The organism is Shinella daejeonensis (assembly GCF_024281235.1).
Taxonomy (GTDB): domain Bacteria; phylum Pseudomonadota; class Alphaproteobacteria; order Rhizobiales; family Rhizobiaceae; genus Shinella; species Shinella daejeonensis.
In genome coordinates, this window is record NZ_JAHWXY010000001.1 from 917,188 (window position 1) to 935,540 (window position 18,353).

The following is an 18,353-nucleotide window of genomic DNA, read 5'->3' on the forward strand; positions in this document are numbered from 1 at the left end:
GTCGGCCCGCATCAGGCGGGCCGGCGGATCGGAAACGACCTCAGCTCTCGAAAAAGATTTCCAGCGCCGCAGCAGTGCGGCCGTAGTGCTCCTTCAAGGCGCTTGCGGCTCTTTCCGCATCGCGCGAAAGCGCCAGGTCCATCAGCGTCCGGTGCTCGCCGGCCACATCCCGCGCCGCGCCGTCGAGGCTGACCGACATGCGGCGATACCGGTCGGCCCGCCTGAAGAGGTTGCGGCAGATCTCCAGCAGGGTCGGCGATCCGCAAGCCGAGATCAGAGCCGCATGGAACGCTGCGTGCCGCTCCTCCCAATCCTCACGCATGGCGGATGGAATGTCGTCGCGCGCCTGGGGAATACGGGTGAGCAGATGGTGGCTCGCCAGCACCCGGCCCTCCCATTCCGCATCCCCGTTCAGCACCGACAGACGAAAGGCCTCTCCCTCACAGAGCTGGCGCGCCGCCGTGATATCGCGCAATTCCGCCAGCGAGAGGCGGGCGACGCTGTAGCCGCGATGATCGTCGAGAGTCGTGAAGCCCTCGGCGGTCAGCCGTGTCAGCGCCTCGCGCACCGGCGTCACGCTCATAGAGCACAGCGCTTGCAGGTCGGCGAAACGGAGCCGCTCTCCCGGCCCGAACGCACCGGAGCGGATCTGCTGCCGGATCCGTTCATAAGCGTCGCCCGCAAGGGTCCTGCCGCCGGGGCGCTTCTGCTCCATACCATCACCCTTCATGCAAAGTCATAAGGATTTTCGAAAATCATTGACTCCATGTAAAACTCATGAAAGCTGAAGTGCAATCAAAATCCGGAGCCGGCGGGTCGCCGCTCCCCATTCATGGAGAACAGGATGAAACTGGTGCGCTTTGGCGCGGCCGGCGCGGAAAAGCCCGGCCTGATCGATGCGGACGGCAAGGTTCGCGACCTTTCGGGCGTTGTGCCGGATATCGCCGGAACCGTGCTCGCCCGTGCCGGACTGGAGCGGCTGCGCGCGCTCGATCCGCTAAGCCTTCCGCTCGCACCCGAGGCAAGCCGCCTTGGCGCCTGCGTTGGCGACGTCGGCAACTTCATCGCCGTCGGCCTCAATTACGCCGACCACGCCGCTGAAAGCGGCATGGCGGTTCCAAGCGAGCCGGTGCTGTTCAACAAGGCTCCCTCCTGCATCGTCGGCCCCGACGATACCGTCCTCATCCCGCGCGGCTCCGAAAAGACCGACTGGGAAGTGGAATTGGCGCTCGTCATCGGAGAGCGGGCTTCCTATGTCTCAGAGGCCGATGCGCTGGACTATGTGGCGGGCTATTGCATTTGCAACGACGTTTCCGAACGCGCCTACCAGGCCGAGCGCGGCGGCCAGTGGATGAAGGGCAAGGGCTGCCCGACCTTCGGTCCACTCGGCCCCTGGCTCGTCACCACCGACGAGGTCGACACCGCCGACCTCGCCATGACGCTGCGGCTCAACGGCGATCTCGTCCAGAACGGCTCATCGAGCACCATGGTCTTCAAGGTGCCCTTCCTGATCCACTACATCTCGCAGTTCATGATCCTGGAGCCCGGCGACGTCATCACCACCGGCACGCCTCCCGGCGTCGGCATGGGCATGAAGCCGCCGCGCTACCTGAAGGCGGGCGACCGCATGGAGGTGGCCATCGCCGGTCTCGGCGTCCAGCGCCAGACCGTCGCCGCAGCCTGAACGGACAGGCCGGACAGGCGGGAGCAATCACCCCCTTGTCCGGCCACGAACAAAGCGACGAGGCCTGAGGCTTTACCATCATGTTCCCCGGACGAATGCCCTCAATGCACGCTGCCGGCGTGGAATTCGTCGTCGAGAATACGAAATGCCTCGTCGAGCGCGGCGACGAGAATGTCGGTCAGCGCATCCGGATCGTTTTCGAGGAGGAAAAGAGCGACCGTCGCATTGTCCGGATCGCTGTAGCTTTCGATTTCGTTCGACATCTCATTGTCCCTTCTGATCCGGCATCATCCCGGTATCACGAAACTTAGGGACACTGGCTTGCGCATGGCTTGTGCAGGAAAGGGCGGCTTATACGAGACGACATAGGGCTGCGCCCTGCTCAGCTGCACCAGGACTGGTGTCGGCCTGTCCACGGCCGGGCCAGTCCCTCGCGCACCAGATGGGAACCGACGGACTGACCGTCCCGCATAACGACCCGCCTCGACAGCCCGGAGCCCGACGCATCCCCGCTGCCCGGCGCGACCGTGACCTGACCGCCGTTGAGAAGTTCGCGCAGCCGCAGCTTGGCGTCGCCGCCACGCAGCCGCTCCGCATCGCAACGCGCATCGGCGACGGCCGGCGCATCGATATCCGCAAGCCGCACCTTGCGGCCGGCATAGAGGATGGTATTGCCGTCAAGCACGCAATAATCGGTCTGCGTCGTGCAGATGAACCATTTCCCGGAAAAAGCAGGCAGTTTCTCCGCTACCGGCGCCTGCGGCCGGGCCGCCGGCACTGCGGACACCGCCGTCCGGCGTTCGGCAGGCTTCGCCCCGCGCTCGATCGAGGCGGTGCGCACGGCGGTATCCGTACGCGGCGGCTTCGCCTCGCGCCCGTCGAGATAGACGATCCCGGCGATCATCGCCACGCCCAGCAGATACCAGGGGGCCATGCCGCTGCGGCCCGCGCCGGAACGCGCCTTCCGCCGTGTCGTCTTCCTGCTGCGTTTCGCCGCCGTTTTCGCCATCGTCTTCTCCTGGCCGGGACAATGCGATGATCTCTTGAAGATATGGTTACCGAAACGCCACCCCGCGTCAGCGCGACCGGAACGGCGGGCATGCGGCCGCGACCGCCGAAGCGGTAGCAATCACGCGGCAAGTCCTGTATGGACCACGGATTGGCCAATTCCAGCAGCAGCGGCGTTGAATTCCGTCATTCCCATGCCACCACTTACGCCATATATCGCTCTTGCAAAGCGCTTCTTCACCTTCGGGGGCGGCTCGCTCATCGGCGCGGTGATCGACTATGCCGCGACGCTCCTCGCCATCCGTTTCCTTGGCCTGTCGCCGCAGGTCGCGCTGGCGCTGGCCATGACCGTCAGCGCGTCGGTGGTCTTCTGCTATCACGAGACCATCACCTTTCCCGGCCGCAAGACAACGCGCCTCCTGCCACGCTATGTCCGCTTCATGCTGCTGGCGGCATTGGTGCTGGCGCTCCGCGTGGCGGCGCTGCATGTGCTGACGATCGCCGGCCTGCCGGTCCCGATCGCGCTTGCGATCGTCATCGTCGTCGTCTCGCTCTTCAACTTCGCCGCTTCGTCGATGTTCGTCTTCTTGAAAGGGAATGAATGAACGCCCGGAACCTCGCGATCGTCGTGCCCATCTACAATGAGGCCGAGAACCTTTCCGCGCTCGTCTTAAGGCTGAACCGGATCGCCGCATCCATCGCCGGGGATCACGGCCTGTCGGTAAGCTACGTTTTCGTCGACGACGGCAGCCGCGACGGCAGTTTCGCCCTTCTCAATCACCTCGACTATGACGGGCGGCCGGTCCGGCTGCTGCAATTCTCGCGCAATTTCGGCAAGGAGGCGGCGCTTTCCGCCGGCATCGAGGCCGCGCCGACCGCCGACGCCATCATCATGATGGACGCCGACCTCCAGCATCCGCCCGAACTCGTCCTCGATCTCGTGCGCATCTGGCAGAGCGAGGACGTCGACAGCGTCTATGCCTACAAGGAGGACCGCCGCGCCTCCGAGGGCTGGCTCAAGTCGATACTGACCGGCGGTTTCTACTGGATCATGAATCGCGGGACGCGTTTCGACATCACCGAGAACGCCGGCGACTTCCGCCTGATCAGCCGGCGTTTCGCCGATGCGCTGCGCCAGTTGCCGGAAAGCGAGCGCTTCATGAAGGGACTCTACGGCTGGGTCGGCTTCCGCCAGCGCGGCATCCCGATGACGCCGCCGCCGCGCCTGCACGGCACCTCCAGCTTCAATGCGTTGCGCCTCGTCGCGCTCTCCTTCGACGCGATGACGAGTTTCACCACGACCCCGCTGCGGCTGATGGCGCTGGCCGGGCTCTGTATCGCCGCGCTCAGCGGCTTCTACGGCCTTTATATCGTGATCGAGCGCCTGTTTTTCATTTCGAGCGGCATCGGCATCTCGTCGGTGCTCGCGCTGGTGGCCTTCTTCGGCGGCATGCAGATGATCTTCCTCGGCCTGCTCGGCGAATATATCGGCAAGACGGTGCTCGAGGCGAAGCGCCGCCCGCCGTACGTGCTGGCCGAAGACCGGACGCTCGGCGCGCCCGCGTCCAGCGAAACCACTCCGCAAGAGCAGGAAACACCATGACCGCCGGAACATACAAGATCTCGGCCACCATGCTTTTCATCCTGATCCACTGCCTTGTCTGGTGGGTTACGATGATCGCCGCGAAAGCCCCCCTCGACGGCTATGGCGATATGCTCGAGGTCTACGCCTGGTCGCAGCACTGGCTCGCCGGCTCCGACAAGCATCCGCAGTTCCTGCCCTGGATGGCCAAACTCTGGTTCATGGTCGCACCGAAAAGCGTCGCCTCCTTCTATCTGCTGTCGGCGGTCAATCTGGCGGTCGCGCTGCTCGGCATCGCCGCACTCGGCCGGGCGCTGAAGCTCGACGAACGGCAGGTCGCCGTCGCAATTGCCCTGAGCGTGCTGGCCCTGCCCTATCTCACCCTGTCCAGCAAGCTCAACATGAACGCTATTTGCCTTTCGACCTGGCCCTGGGCCGCTTGGGCCTTCGTGCGGGCAAGCGAGAGCGAAAACCGCCGCCGGACGCTTCACGCCGCGCTGCTCGGCGTGCTTGCCGCCATCACGATGCTGTCGAAATACTATGCGGTGGTGCTGCTCCTGCCGCTCTTCGCAAGCCTTCTCATGCCCTCCCGGCGCTGGCTGTGGCGCACGGCCATGCCCTGGATCGCCGGCCTCGCCTTCTTCCTCGTCCTCAGTCCCCATATCTATTGGCTGCTCAATCACCGTCAGGCGCTTGCCTACGCCAGCGAACAGGGAGCCGGCGGCGGCCTCGGCGAAACCGCGCTCTACATCGGAAAATTCGCGATCGCCCCCCTTCTCTACTGGCCGATCCCCCTCCTCATTTCCATCCTCCTCCTGGTCGAAGGCGGCATCGGCGCGCGCCTTGCCCGGCTCGCACGCCTGCCGAAAGACGGAAACCTCCTGCCCTTTCTCGTCATCGGCCCCTGGCTCACCGCCCTCCTATTCTCCGTGGCCGGGCTCGCAGTCCTCTCGACCCCCTGGGCGATCCCGATCGGCTTTGCCTATACGCTTTATCTGGTGCGCAATGCCGATACGGCCGCGCTTGCGAAGAACGGCCCGCGGATCATCCGGGCCTTCCGGATCGTCTGGCCGCTGCTCATCCTGGGCGGCGTCGCCATCGGCATGATGCAGGGTGTCAAGGGCGACTTGCGCCACTACAAGCCCGAGGCCGAGGCCGCCCGCGCGGCCATCGAGACCTGGCAAAAAGGCCACGACCGACCGCTCCGCTGGGCAGCCAGCGGCATAAACGCCGCCTCGCTCGCCTTCTTCGCCCCGGCCCCCATCGAAGCGCTGCCGGCGCTGCCCGACCGCCTGCCCGCCTTTTATCCGCCGCGCAGCGAATGGAAGACGGAGGCCGGCGTCATCGTCTGCTCGCTTGCGCCGGCCGGAAAGACCGACCAGGCCTGCCTCGACGAGACGGCGGCCTGGGCGGAGCAGAACGGCCTCGCCGCGGAACAGGCGACGATCATCGTCCGCCGCAGCGGCCTGCGGTTCCCCGACCCCGTCGATTTCGAGCTGGCGGTCGTCTACGTCTCACCGGAGTGAGGCGCGGGATGCGGATCGCCGACGATTTCGGGCTTGGCCGGCTGCACGACCGCGTGATCCTCGACCTGCTCGAAAGCGGGCAGATCGACGGCACCTCCGTCATGATCGACGGAGCGATCGACGAAGCCGACATGAAACGCCTGCGCGCACTGCGACAGCGCGGCGCGCAGGTCGGCCTGCATCTCAATCTCACCCATGGGTTCACGCCGGAAACAGTCCGTATGCCGCTCGGCAAGCTGATCCTTGCCGGGCTTTCCGACCGGATACCGGCCGATGTGCAGTCACAATTCCAGCGGCAGGCGGAAGCCTTTCGCGTCGCGTTCGGCTCCCTGCCCGACTATTACGACGGCCATCAGCATTGCCACTGCCTGCCGGGGCTGGCTACGCTCGCCGCCCGCCTGCCCCGCGCCCCGGCCACATGGATACGCGTGCCGCTGCCGGCGACGCCGGCCGGCCTTTGGCGCAATCTGCGCGCAGGAGGCCCCAAGGTCGCGTTCATCGCCGCCTTCGCGTTTGCGGCAAGACGGCGTTTCCGCGCATCCGGATGGCCGGCCAACACGGACTTCTCCGGCTTCCTTCGCCTCGACCGTCCCGAGCAGGTCCGCCGCTGGCTTCCCCGGCTTCTCCAATCGGCGAGCAAAGATTGCCTTGTCATGGTTCACCCCGGCTCCGCCCACGACGCCGGCCAATGCCCCGCCCACGCCCCCGAAAGCCGCGCGATCGAAGCATCCACGCTCGGCGCCTGGCAGAGCAGCTAAACGACAGAGCACCTTCCGATGTCCGTAAACATCGGCCGCCGTCGTGTCGAAGCATGTCCCATACGCTCCCGCACCGCCTTCAACGGCAGTCCGGGCCGCCATCCTCGGGACGGTTGATCAGCCACGCCGCATAGAAGCGCCGGAGCAAGTGCGGGCCGGTATTTCGCCTTGAGGATTGGTCGAGGGGGATTATGCCACGCGCGGCATCAGCGCCCCCCCCCGACAATTCTAGTATTTTACATTTTCGTCCGCGCGGCCTTCGGATCGTACATGGGGCGGAGCGAGGCTTCGGCCGCATAACGCTTTCCGGCGACTTCGATTTCGTAGGTCGACGCCAGCACGTCGGCTTCGGTTTCACCGGCGCAAGGAACATATCCCATGCCGATCGCACCGCCGAGGAAATGGCCGTAATTGCCCGACGTGACGATCGAGACAATCTTGCCGTCGCGCACCAGCGCCTCGTTGTGGAAGAGAAGCGGTTCCGGATCGGTGAGCTTGAACTGCAACATCCGGCGCTTGAGGCCCGCTTCCTTCACCTTCAAGACGGCATCGCGGCCGATGAAATCGCCCTTGTCCGTTTTGACGGCAAAGCCGAGACCGGCTTCCAGCACGTGATCCTCATCGGTGATATCGTGGCCGAAATGCCGGAAGCCCTTCTCGATGCGGCAACTGTCCAGCGTGTGCAGGCCGCAGAGCTTCAGGCCGAGATCGCCGCCAGCCTCCTCGATCGCCTCGAAGACATGGGCCGTCTGGTCACTGGAGACATAAAGCTCCCAGCCGAGTTCGCCGACATAGGTGACGCGGTGGGCGCGGGCGAGACCCATGCCGATCTCGATCTCCTGCGCCGTGCCGAACGGGAAGGCCTCGTTGGAGAAATCGTTCGGGCTGATGCGCGTGATGAGGTCGCGCGACTTCGGCCCCATGAGGACGAGCACGGATTCAGAGGCCGTGACATCGGTGATGACGACGAACTCCTCCGGCTGCAACTGCTTGCGCATCCAGGCGAGGTCGCGCTGGAGCGTCGCACCGGGCACGACTGCGAAGAAGGCGGTTTCGGAAAGCCGCGTCACCGTCAGGTCGCTCTCGATACCGCCGCGCTCATTGAGCATCTGGGTATAGACGATCTTGCCGGGAGCGACATCCATCTGGTTGGCGCAGAGGCGTTGCAGGAAGGCCAAGGCATCGCGGCCCTCGACGCGGATCTTGCCGAAGGACGTCATGTCGAACAGGCCGACGCCCTCGCGCACCGCCATATGCTCCTCGCGCTGGTTTTCGAACCAGTTCTGCCGCTTCCAGCTATAGCGATACTCCCGCTCCTGCCCCTCTTTCGCAAACCAGTTGGCCCGCTCCCAGCCGGCGACTTCGCCGAAGACCGCGCCGCGCGCCTTCAGGTGCTCGTGCAGCGGCGAGCGACGAACGCCGCGCGACGTGGCCATCTGGCGATAGGGGAAATGGTCCGCATAGAGCAGACCCAGCGTTTCGGAAACGCGCTCCTTCAGATAGCTGCGGTTCTTCTGGAACGGCTGGGCGCGGCGGATATCCACCTCCCAGAGATCGAAGGGCGGCTCGCCATCGTTCATCCATTGCGCCAAGGCCATACCCGCGCCGCCGGAGGAGACGATGCCGATGGAGTTGTAGCCGGCGGCGACCCAATATCCTTTGAGTTCCGGCGCTTCGCCGAGATAGTAGCGGTCATCCGGCGTGAAGCTTTCCGGGCCGTTGAAGAAGGTGTGGATGCCGGCCGTTTCCAGCATCGGCATGCGATTGACCGCCATCGAAAGGATCGGCTCGAAATGGTCGAAATCCTCCGGAAGCTGATCGAAGCAGAAGTCCTCGCGAATGCCTTCCATGCCCCAGGGCTTGGCCTTCGGCTCGAAGGCCCCGAGCAGCATCTTGCCGGCGTCTTCCTTGTAATAGGCGCATTCGTCCGGAACGCGCAGGACCGGCAGGCGGGACAGGCCCTCAATCGCTTCCGTGACGATGTAGAAATGCTCGCAGGCATGGAGCGGCAGGGTGACGCCGGACCGCGCCGCCAGATCGCGCCCCCACATGCCGCCGCAGTTGACGACGAGATCGGTCTCGATCGTCCCCTGCTCCTCGCCTTGCGCCCAGGACACGCCGGTGACGCGCCCGTCACGATCATGGACGGCCGTCACCTTGACGTTCTCGATGATCCTCGCGCCGCGCTGGCGCGCACCCTTGGCGAGCGCCATGGCGATATTGGCCGGGTCGCACTGGCCGTCGAGCGGCAGATGGACGGCCCCGAGCACGTCGGCGATATTGAGGTGCGGATAAAGGGCCTTCACCTCCTGCGGCGAAATCTCCTGCACATCGACGTCGAACGCCCGGGCGAGGCTTGCCTGACGGTAGATCTCTTCCTTGCGTTCTTCCGTCAGCGCCACGGTGATGGAGCCGTTCTGGCGCATGCCGGTGGCGATGCCGGTCTCCGCTTCCAGCTTGACATAGAGGTCGGCGGAATATTTCGCCAAACGGGTCATGTTCTGCGAGGCGCGCAACTGGCCGATGAGACCTGCCGCATGCCAGGTGGTGCCGGAGGTCAATTGCTTGCGTTCCAGCAGGACGACGTCGGTCCAGCCAAGTTTTGCAAGATGATAGGCGACGGAGCAGCCGGAAATGCCGCCCCCGATGATGACGACGCGTGCCTTGGAGGGGATATTGCTCATGGCGGGTTCTTTCGTTCTGCAGGTCAAGACGGGGAGCCGGCCCGCGATCGCGAGCATCGAAACCATGTCATAGGCAAAAAACTTTTACAATCATAAAAAAATGACCTTGATTTTTTACAGATGTATCGGCACCTTCTGCATAGACAGCAAAATTCCTTGAGAATCCGCGTTCAGGATTTCACGGATGCATGGTTTGTGTTCTATCCGGGAGTTCGAAGCCATCGCAATTGAATTGACATGAGGTACGGCCATGCCGCCCAGGGCGTTTCGCAGAGCTGAGGATTGGAAACACGCCGATCCCGACGAAGACATCGCGATCGGCGGGCAGATACGGGAACTCAGGAAGGTCAAGGGGCTGACGCTTCAGCAGGTCGCCGACGCGGCGGGGATATCGGTGGGCTACCTGAGCCTGATCGAGCGGAACCAGTCGAAGCTGCCCATCGGCGTGCTGAGGAGGATCAGCGATACGCTCGGCGTGCACATGAGCTGGTTCTTCCACGCCAATGACGCGCCGGCGCATGAGAAGGATGTCGTCGTACGCGCGCACAACCGGCGGCGCTTCACCTTCACCGGGCTGGGGATCGAGGAGGAACTGCTGTCGCCGAACCTCAGCGGACCGCTGGAAATGCTGCTCAGCACGATCGAGCCGGGGGCCGACAGCGGCGACTATACGCATGACGGCGTCGAAGCCGGCCTGGTCCTTTCGGGGAAGCTCGATCTCTGGATCTCGGGCCAGTTCTTCCAGCTCGAGCAGGGCGACAGCTTCTCGTTCAAGAGCACGGAAGTGCATCGCTGCGCCAATTCCGGTGAGGAACCGACCAGGGTCGTCTGGGTCATCACCCCGCCGCACTACTGAGGCCGGCCGACAAGACGAGATTTCCACGCCCACCCGCTGCGGGCGGGACGGCGGAGCCATGCCGACACACCTGAGGATGCAGACGCATGCAGCAACAGATGTTCGATCTATACCTCATGCCCGATTTTTCGCTTCAGGCATCCTCCTCGGTGATCGAGGTTCTGCGCCTTGCGAACGAAACGCTGGGCTGGGAGGCCTATGGCTGGCGTCTTCTCACCCTCGATGGCGATCCGCTCCGCTCGGGCTGCGGCACGCGGATCGTGCCCGATCTTTCATGGGAGAAGGTGCGTGGCGTGCAGTCGGCGCGCGGAACCGACGCACACCCGGTGGTCTGCGGCGGGAACCTCGTGCCCGAGCGCTTCCGGCCGCTCGAATTCTGGCTGCGCGAATGCCGCTACCGGCAGCGCAGGATCGTGGCCATCGGAAGCGGCCTCTATGCGCTGGCGCGGACCGGCCTTGCGAAGGGCAGACGCTGCGCAGTTCACTGGGAGCAGTTCCCGGCCTTCACGGAGGCGTTTCCCGAGATCACGGCCGTGCAGACCGCCTTCGAGATAGACGGCGACCTCTATACCTGCCCCGCCGGCGATGCGGCGTTCGATATGTTCCTCAGCATCGTCGAGCGGGATTTCGGCCGCTCCGCCGTCAATCGGATTTGCGAGAAGGCGATCGCGCATCGTGTCCGGGAGAAGGGCGAGCGGCAGCGCCTGCCGATGCAAACCCGGCTTGGCATCGGCCACCAGACGCTGATCGCCATCGTCGAGCGCATGGAGGCGCATATCGGCGAACCGATGGCGCTGGAGCGCGTGGTCGATGCGTCGAGCCTGTCGCGCCGCCAGGTCGAGCGCCTGTTCCGGCGCGAGCTCGGCCAATCGCCCGCGCGCTATTACCTGAACATGCGCCTGGAGCGGGCGCAACTGCTTCTGCGCACATCGTCGCTCTCGGTGGTGGAGATCGCCATCGCCTGCGGCTTCGTGTCGGCCTCGCATTTCTCGAAGACCTATCGGGAAACCTACGGCGTCACGCCGATAGAGACGCGGGGCGAAGCGGCAAGAGGCCGCAGGAGACGGCAGGACGCCTACGCCGAAACCTGAAAAGGCGCCCCGTGGAACGGGACGCCTCGCACGCGAAATCTCCACCGCTGGAAAACGCTACTTGATCCAGCCGTTCACCACGTCCGGGTTGGCGGCGACCCAGTCCTCGGCCACGTCGGCCGGGTGCTTGCCGTCGCGATCGATCAGCAGGATCCATTCGTTGACCGTCGCCGGGTCGAGACGCATCTGGCTGAGGAAACGGGCGACCGGCGGATTGCGCTGTTCGAGCGACTTCGAATAGGCGACGTAGATCAGCGCGTCCGAACTGACGCAGGAAAATTTCGACGCTTCCAGCCAGTCCTCCTTGTCGAGCGCCATCGCCTCGCAGCCGTCGGTGCGCTCCGGCTCCGACAGGGCCGAAAGCTCGTAGGCCGCGTGGATCCACTCGGGCGTCCAGTAGTAGAAAAGGATCGGCCTCTCGTTGGCGATGGCCGCCTTCAGCTGCGACTTGAAGGTCGCGTCCGGCACGACCTCGGCCTCCCAGAGTTCCGAGAGACCGTAGCTCTTGAATTTCACCTGCCACATCTTGGTCGAGGCCCAGCCGGCGTCGCCCGCCCAATATTCGCCCTTGCCGTTGCCGTCCTTGTCGAACAGGGCGGCGATATTCGGATCGCGCAGGTCCTCGATCGACTTGACCTTGTCGGCGAGATAGCTCGGCACATACATCCGCTGGGTGCCGGGATAGGGCTCGTTATGCGCCACCGTCTCAGCACCGTCGATATAACTGTCCCAGATCCCCTGGCGGTTGGGCATCCACAGGTCGGGATAGACGTCGGCGGAGCCGTCCCCCTTGTCCATGCCGGCAGCGACGAGCGAGCCGTCGGACAGGCCGCTGACGATCTCGGCCTCCGACTTCAGCGGCCCTTCGATCACCGCCTTGATCACCGAGCCGATGGCCTTCGCCCCGGTCCAGGTGAGGTCGCCGATCGCGATCTTCTCCTGCGCATGGGCGGATGTGGCGGTTAGCGCCGCGGCGGCGGCGAGCGCGAGGAATGTCGAATGCTTCATGCTGGTTCCCTTCTTTGCTTATGAATCGCAGACGATTATCGTTGCGGACGCCTCGCCTTCTGGATAACGCGGTCGATCATCATCGCAAGCAGCGCGATGCCGAAGCCCGCCAGGATGCCGCGGCCGATCCGCGTATTCGACAGGGCCTCCGTAACGACGAAGCCCATTCCGCCCGCTCCGATCAATGCGGCGATCACCACCATGGACAGGCTCATCATCACCACCTGATTGACGCCGGCCATGATGGAGGGCAGCGCGAGCGGCAACTCGACCTTGGTCAGGAGCTGGCGCGGCGTCGCACCGAAGGCGAGTGCCGCCTCCCGGGTGTTCTCCGGCACCTGCCGGATACCGAGCGCGGTGAGCCGCGCCATCGGCGGCATGGCGAAGATGACGGTCGCGAGAATGCCGGGCGGCTTGCCGATCGAGAAGAACGCGACGGCGGGCAGCAGATAGACGAAGGACGGAATCGTCTGCATCACGTCGAGAACAGGCGTGGCGATGCTGCGCACGAGGCTCGACTTGGCGATCCAGATGCCGAGCGGCAATCCCACGAGGATACAGATGATCGAGGCCGCGACCACCAGCGACAGCGTGTCCATCGCCGTGTTCCAGAAGCCGAACAGCGCGAGATAGGCAAGCGACGCGCCGACGAAGGCCGCCACGCGCCCGCCCGCCCAGCGATAGGCGACCGCAAGCAGCACGCCCGCCGTCACCGGCCACGGCGTTCCGACGAAAACGGCGGTGATGATACCGAGCATCGCGCGCAGGAAGGCGGTGAAGGAATCGAAGAAGATGCCGTAGAAAGCCGTCAGATAACCGACGCTATCCTCGATATGCTGGGAGATGAAGGTATTGAGATCGACGGGCGGCAGGTTCTCGCCGGCGGGCTTGCGCACCAGGTTGCGCGTCCCGTCCTCATTGCGCGGGAAGCTGATCTCGTCCGGCCGGTCCAGCCAGAACAGCGTCGGGAAATCACCGATGGCGAGGCAGTTGAAACGGTCCTTGAACGCAACGCTCTCGCCGTCCTGTAGCGCCCGGTCCTGCCGTTGGCAGGCCCGCGGCTCGGGCGCGAACTGCGTGGCGCGGTAGAGCGTGAGCGGCCATATCAGGAGAAGCGCGAGCAGAGCGGGAAGCAGGCGCGAATACCGCAAACCCGAAGGCCGGCCGTGGTCGATCCGCCACCGCTCGTATTGCCGCGCATAGACCCGGTCCGCCAGCCAGCCGAACAGCAGACGCCCGATGACGAAGACGAGGATCGCCGCCCAGAACGAACTGACCTCCCAGGCTTCGAAGCGGGTGACGAGGAATTGCTTCTCGTCGATCACCGCCTGTTCGGCCGCCCCGGCATATTTATAGGCGAGCGCCAGGCAGACCGCCGCGACGAGGTCGAGCGCGAAGCCGATCCAGAACAGAAATCCGTTCGCGCGCGTCGCCGCCCAGAGGAAGCCGCCGGCCGCAGCGCTCCAGTTCACATGCCAGAAAGGCAGGCGGTTTCTCTGGAGCCTCGAAATGGCGCTTGCATAATAGGCGTCGCTCCTGCCGGCGAAATCCCGGAACATCCGCGCTTCCGTACCGTGATCCATATGATTACGCCTCCCCCTGAACACCGCGCAGAAGCGCATCTTTGGTGACGATCCCCACCGCCTTGTCATCCTCGAACACCACGATCGGCTCCTTGCGGCGGACGGCGATGCGCACGAGATGGTCGAGATCGTCGTCGGGCCGCGCCGAAGGACATGTTTCCAGATCCGGCAGCGGTCCGTTCTCCCGCTCGTATTTCTCCACCGGCTCCATGAGGTTTCCGGCAAACAGCAGCTTGAGCTTGGAGATGCCCTCGACGAAATCCGAGACGTATTTGTCGGCCGGCATCGTCACGATCTCGGTCGGCGTCCCGACCTGAACCACCACGCCATCCTTCATGATGGCGATCCGGTTGCCCATCCGGATCGCCTCGTCGAGATCATGGGTGATGAAGAGCGTCGTCTTGCGCATGTCACGGCTGAGCGACAGGAACTCCGTCTGGAGCCCCCGGCGGATGAGCGGGTCGAGCGCGGAGAACGGCTCGTCCATCAACAGGATGTCGGGATTAGCGGCGATCGCCCGGCCGAGACCCACGCGCTGCTGCATGCCGCCGGAAAGCTCGCTCGGCATCCGGTCGCCGTAGCCCTGAAGGCTCACCTTGCGCAGCACGTCTTCCGAGACGTCGAAGCGCGTGCGCGCGTCGACGTTCCGCAGTTCCAGCGCAAAGGCGATATTGTCGCGCACGCTGCGATGCGGCAGCAGCGCCATGTTCTGAAACACCATGCCGATCCGCTTGGCCCGGAGCGCGCGAAGCTCCTCCGCATTCAGCTTGCCGACATCCGTGCCGTGGATCCTGATCGAGCCGGCGGTGGGTTCGATCAGCCGGTTCACATGCCGCACCAGCGTCGACTTGCCCGAACCGGACAGGCCCATGATGCAGAAGATCTCGCCCTCGAGGATCGACAGGCTGACATCCTGCACGCCGACCACCGCGCCGAACTGCTGCAAGACCTCGGCCTTGGAGAGGTTGCCGGAGCGGATGGCCGCAAGCGCGGCGGCGGGCTGGGGTCCGAAAATCTTCCAGACGTTGCTCAGCTCGATGCTGTACGAAGAAGCGGGATCAGTCATGGGCTCTCCGGAGGTACTCAGGCGCGGGGTTTTTCGCGCGCCGCGTCGAGGAACGGCAAGGTCGTCACGGTGGCGGCGAGGCGCTTCATCCGGCCGTCCAGCCGGCCGATCTCCAGTGCCGTCCCGGTCACGGCGTTCTCCACCGCGATCCGCGCCATTGCGATGGCTGAACCAAGCTCCGGCGAACGCGTGGCGCTGGTGACGACGCCCACCTGCTCACGGCCGAGGAAGACCGGATCGCCATGGGCCGGAAGGTCGTTGCCGCCGAGGAGTAGCCCCATCAGGCGGCGGCGCGGCGAGACGCTGTTGCGCTCCAGCGCCGCCCGGCCGACGAAGTCGGCCTTCTTGAGATCGACGGCGAAGCCGAGCCCGGATTCGAAGGCGTCCACATCGGGACCGAATTCCGCGCCGCGGGCCATCAGGCCGGCCTCGATGCGCAGCATATCCAGCGCCTCCGCTCCCATCGGCACAAGGCCGTGCGCCGTACCCGCCTCGATCAGCGTGTCCCAGATCTCCTCCGCGTTGGCGCGATCACAGAAAATCTCGTATCCGAGTTCGCCGGTGAAGCCGGAGCGGGCGAGCATGAAGGGCGCGCCCTGCCCGTCGCGCAGCCGCGCCAGCGTGAAGCCGAACCATTTCAGGTTCTGCAAGGTGGGCTGGCTCTCCTTGGTGAACACGACCTTCTCCAGGATCGCCCGGCTCTTCGGCCCCTGGATCGCCAGACTCGGCATCTGCTCGGAGAGCGACTTGATCCAGACCCGGAGGCCGAGCTTTTCCGCCTGTTCGCGCAGATGGAGCGAGGAATCCTCCGTGCCGCAGCACCAGCGGAAGAGATCGGGGGCGAGTCGGAACAGCGTCCCGTCGTCGAGTACGCTCCCCCGCTCGTCGCACAGCAGGGCGTAGAGACCGCGATTGACGGCGAGCCTGGCGACGTCGCGCGTCAGGCAATGCTGGAGCAGCCTTTCGGCGTCCGGCCCCATGACGTCGTATTTGCGCAGGCTCGACATGTCCTGAAGCGTCGCCGCCCGCTTGCAGGCCCAATATTCCTCGACCGCCCCCGTAGCGTCGTAGCGCGTCGGCAGCCAGGTGTTGCGCGCGACGGCATAGGCGCGGGTGAGCCTGCTCGTCTTTTCATGGAAGGGGCTGTTTTCTGTCTTCATGTCCCTGTCGTCGATGTTCGTGCGGTACACCACCGCGCGGGATATCGATGTCTTCTCCTCATAGACGCGGACATGGATATCGGTGGGGTTCCAGTTGTTGATCGGGTCGATGTCGTCCGGGCAGGCCGTCGAGACGCAGACAAGGTCGGTCAGCGCCTCCATGACCACGTAGTCGCCCGGCCGCGACCAGGCCTCGTCCGAGCGCAGCACGTTGTTGGTCGGAAGAATCCACGAGTTGAAGAACAGGTTGATCGCCGGCCAGGCGCGCCGGCGCTGGATGCCGTAGGGCGCATAGACCTCCGAGATATTGTCGGAGCAGTTCACATGGCCGGGAAAGCCGCGCTCCTCGTAGCCGTAGCCGGTGCAGGCGAGCGCGAAGGAATCGTGCCGGCCGACCGTATCCTGCCGCACCGCGAGCAGCGGGCGAATGTCCTGATCGTAATATTTGTCATGCAGGCCGGGCTGGGGATAGGCCCGCCCCGTCGCCGAGCGCGTCACCGTCCCGTCGATATAACGCTCGATACCGGCGTCCAGCGCATCCGCCCGCATCGCCATGAAGTCGGAACATTGTTGCCCCTCGACATCGATGATCTGGATGAACTGTCCCTTGCGAACCTGATAGGCAAAGGCTGTCGCGCGCGGCACGCGCCACTCGTCCACGACCTTGCCGAGCGGATCGGGCAGAGCCAGCCGGGTGTTTGCGCGGCCGCCACGGATCTGCACCGAAAGCCGCCCGCCTCCGCCATGCAGCAGCCCGTCCCGCAAGATCGGCAGGATGAGATAGATCGCGCAGGCCCGTTCCGCCTTCAGCACGATCTGCGTGCCGGGTTCAGCCTCGGCGTCGAACAAACCGGCCGCCGGGAGATCGTCGGCGTCCATGCCGCGCGCGGCGAGCCGCTCCCGTATCTCGCGCCGGTCGAACAGCAGATCGCGAACCGCAGCCTGACCGGCGGCTGCAAGGCCCAATGCATCCAGACAGCAGCGGTTCGCATCCTCCGCCACGGCGACGATCGCGCAGGCTGTCCCGCCCTCCTCATTGGTGATCGAGATCAGCGCGCCCGCGCCGATCTCGAAGCGGCGGCAGGCGCCATAGGCGATCTGCTGCGGCCGGGACGCCTCGTCCTCGAGGCCGCGATAGATCGCCGAGGGATAGGACCGCTGCGGGACTCTGGCTTGATTCGGTGCCGGCACGCCTGCCTCCACTTGAAGTTGATCGCACCGCAGGTTAACAATTCAGCCCATGGTAACGTTTTCATTTGTGTGGAAACGTTACCACTTGACGGCAGCTCCATGTCAAGAGAAAAGTTTGTCACGAGGATTACAGGTCACCATGAACGTCACGGACAAAACCATCAGGCATGTCGCGCGGGAAGCCAACGTATCGGTGACGACGGTGTCCCGCGTCATGAACGGCTCCGAGAAGGTTAGCCCCGCGACGCGGGAGAAGGTTTTGAAAGCCGCCGAGAAACTGCACTTCACTCCCAGCCGCACCGCCATCGCCCTGGTGACCAAGCGAACGCGGACCGTCGGCGTCGTCGTCCCCTATCTCGACAACTCGATCTTCTCGTCGATGATCCACGAGATCGAGCAGACGCTGTCAGAACTGGGCTATTTCCTGGTGATCGCCGTCTCCAACAACCGCATCGAGGAGGAGACCAAAAGCGCCGACAGGCTGCTCGCCATGGGTGCGGAAGGCCTCATCCTGTCCGGCGCGGATCACGACGCGGCGCTGCTCTCCCGCCTCGGCGTCCGGAACATCCCGGTGATCTTCACCAGCATATGGAACGAGGCGGCGGAATATCCGACGATCGGATACGACAACTTCGGGCTGGCCCGGATCGCGGTACGGCATCTGGAGAAACTCGGCCACAGGAGCATCGCGGTCCTGCACGGGCCGAGCGACCGCAGCGACCGCACGCGCGAGCGTATCCGCGGCCTCGTGGAGGGAAAATCGGACCGGACGACCCTGCTCTTCTTCGAGGGCGAGGTAAGCGCCGAAGCCGGCGCGCGGGGAACCCGCCGCGCCCTTGAGAGATCGCCGAAGCCCACGGCCGTGATCGGCCTCTCGGACATCATCGCCCTCGGCGCGATCTTCGAGGCGAACCGGCAGGGCCTGACCCTGCCCGCCGACCTCTCCATCATGGGCTTCGACAATCTGGAATGGTCCGAGGAATGCTGCCCGCGTCTGACGACGCTGGAACTGCCCACCCGCCGGATGGCCCGGGCGGCGGCGGAGGCCATCGTCGCGAAGCTGGAGACCGATCAGCCGATCGCGCCCATCTGCTTCGACGGTTCCCTGATCATCCGCGAATCCACGGCTCCGGCGTAACCCACACGGAGGCGGCGG

The 18,353-nt window shown here is 64.8% G+C and carries 16 protein-coding genes; 8 read left to right on the forward strand and 8 right to left on the reverse strand.

Features of this window, described 5'->3' with window-relative positions:
* Positions 1–40: 40 nt before the first annotated feature.
* Complete coding sequence (locus KYK29_RS04330; protein ID WP_254689605.1) at positions 41–715, reverse strand: GntR family transcriptional regulator; 675 nt, start codon at positions 713–715, stop codon at positions 41–43.
* Positions 716–844: 129 nt separating this feature from the next.
* Here KYK29_RS04330 and KYK29_RS04335 point away from each other — a divergent pair, with 129 nt between their 5' ends.
* Positions 845–1,684 (forward strand): fumarylacetoacetate hydrolase family protein, encoded by an 840-nt coding sequence (locus tag KYK29_RS04335; protein WP_254689606.1) that lies wholly within the window; start codon positions 845–847, stop codon positions 1,682–1,684.
* Between the two features lie 101 nt (positions 1,685–1,785).
* On the opposite strand, the gene KYK29_RS04340 is transcribed toward KYK29_RS04335, so the two are convergent.
* Together KYK29_RS04340 and KYK29_RS04345 are read right to left on the reverse strand one after the other, a co-directional pair.
* Entirely contained in the window at positions 1,786–1,947 is a 162-nt protein-coding gene (locus KYK29_RS04340) for a hypothetical protein (protein ID WP_254689607.1), read from the reverse strand.
* Between the two features lie 119 nt (positions 1,948–2,066).
* Positions 2,067–2,693: a thermonuclease family protein gene (locus KYK29_RS04345; RefSeq protein ID WP_254689608.1), complete on the reverse strand. Its 627-nt coding sequence runs from the start codon at positions 2,691–2,693 to the stop codon at positions 2,067–2,069.
* 193 nt (positions 2,694–2,886) lie between these two features.
* Between KYK29_RS04345 and KYK29_RS04350 the strand changes: the two genes are divergently transcribed.
* Genes KYK29_RS04350 through KYK29_RS04365 form a run of 4 tightly spaced genes read left to right on the forward strand, consistent with a single transcriptional unit; the run spans position 2,887 to position 6,558 of the window.
* Positions 2,887–3,297 carry a GtrA family protein gene (locus tag KYK29_RS04350; RefSeq protein WP_254689609.1) on the forward strand — a complete coding sequence of 137 codons (411 nt, stop codon included), beginning with the start codon at positions 2,887–2,889 and terminating at the stop codon, positions 3,295–3,297.
* Positions 3,294–4,295, forward strand: a complete 1,002-nt coding sequence (locus KYK29_RS04355; protein WP_254689610.1) for a glycosyltransferase family 2 protein — start codon at positions 3,294–3,296, stop codon at positions 4,293–4,295. The genes KYK29_RS04350 and KYK29_RS04355 overlap by 4 nt, the downstream gene beginning before the upstream one ends.
* Complete coding sequence (locus KYK29_RS04360; RefSeq protein ID WP_254689611.1) at positions 4,292–5,800, forward strand: glycosyltransferase family 39 protein; 1,509 nt, start codon at positions 4,292–4,294, stop codon at positions 5,798–5,800. The genes KYK29_RS04355 and KYK29_RS04360 overlap by 4 nt, the downstream gene beginning before the upstream one ends.
* Before the next feature lie 8 nt (positions 5,801–5,808).
* Entirely contained in the window at positions 5,809–6,558 is a 750-nt protein-coding gene (locus KYK29_RS04365; RefSeq protein WP_254689612.1) for a ChbG/HpnK family deacetylase, read from the forward strand.
* Positions 6,559–6,794: 236 nt separating this feature from the next.
* On the opposite strand, the gene KYK29_RS04370 is transcribed toward KYK29_RS04365, so the two are convergent.
* Positions 6,795–9,242, reverse strand: a complete 2,448-nt coding sequence (locus KYK29_RS04370) for a GcvT family protein (protein ID WP_254689613.1) — start codon at positions 9,240–9,242, stop codon at positions 6,795–6,797.
* Positions 9,243–9,492: 250 nt separating this feature from the next.
* Between KYK29_RS04370 and KYK29_RS04375 the strand changes: the two genes are divergently transcribed.
* On the forward strand, positions 9,493–10,098 hold the full coding sequence (locus KYK29_RS04375) for a cupin domain-containing protein (protein WP_254689614.1): 606 nt from the start codon (positions 9,493–9,495) through the stop codon (positions 10,096–10,098).
* A gap of 86 nt (positions 10,099–10,184) precedes the next feature.
* Positions 10,185–11,189, forward strand: coding sequence for a GlxA family transcriptional regulator (locus tag KYK29_RS04380; protein WP_254689615.1), 1,005 nt, complete (start codon positions 10,185–10,187; stop codon positions 11,187–11,189).
* 57 nt (positions 11,190–11,246) lie between these two features.
* Here KYK29_RS04380 and KYK29_RS04385 read toward each other — a convergent pair whose 3' ends face one another.
* Genes KYK29_RS04385 through KYK29_RS04400 form a run of 4 tightly spaced genes read right to left on the reverse strand, consistent with a single transcriptional unit; the run spans position 11,247 to position 17,197 of the window.
* Positions 11,247–12,197: an ABC transporter substrate-binding protein gene (locus KYK29_RS04385; RefSeq protein WP_254689616.1), complete on the reverse strand. Its 951-nt coding sequence runs from the start codon at positions 12,195–12,197 to the stop codon at positions 11,247–11,249.
* Between the two features lie 35 nt (positions 12,198–12,232).
* On the reverse strand, positions 12,233–13,780 hold the full coding sequence (locus KYK29_RS04390; protein WP_254689617.1) for an ABC transporter permease: 1,548 nt from the start codon (positions 13,778–13,780) through the stop codon (positions 12,233–12,235).
* A gap of 4 nt (positions 13,781–13,784) precedes the next feature.
* On the reverse strand, positions 13,785–14,846 hold the full coding sequence (locus KYK29_RS04395; RefSeq protein WP_254689618.1) for a quaternary amine ABC transporter ATP-binding protein: 1,062 nt from the start codon (positions 14,844–14,846) through the stop codon (positions 13,785–13,787).
* A gap of 17 nt (positions 14,847–14,863) precedes the next feature.
* A complete protein-coding gene (locus tag KYK29_RS04400) occupies positions 14,864–17,197 on the reverse strand; it encodes a trimethylamine N-oxide demethylase (RefSeq protein ID WP_254689619.1) in 2,334 nt (777 codons plus the stop codon).
* A gap of 139 nt (positions 17,198–17,336) precedes the next feature.
* On the opposite strand from KYK29_RS04400, the gene KYK29_RS04405 reads away from it, so the two are divergent.
* Positions 17,337–18,335 carry a LacI family DNA-binding transcriptional regulator gene (locus KYK29_RS04405; protein WP_254689620.1) on the forward strand — a complete coding sequence of 333 codons (999 nt, stop codon included), beginning with the start codon at positions 17,337–17,339 and terminating at the stop codon, positions 18,333–18,335.
* Positions 18,336–18,353 lie beyond the last annotated feature (18 nt).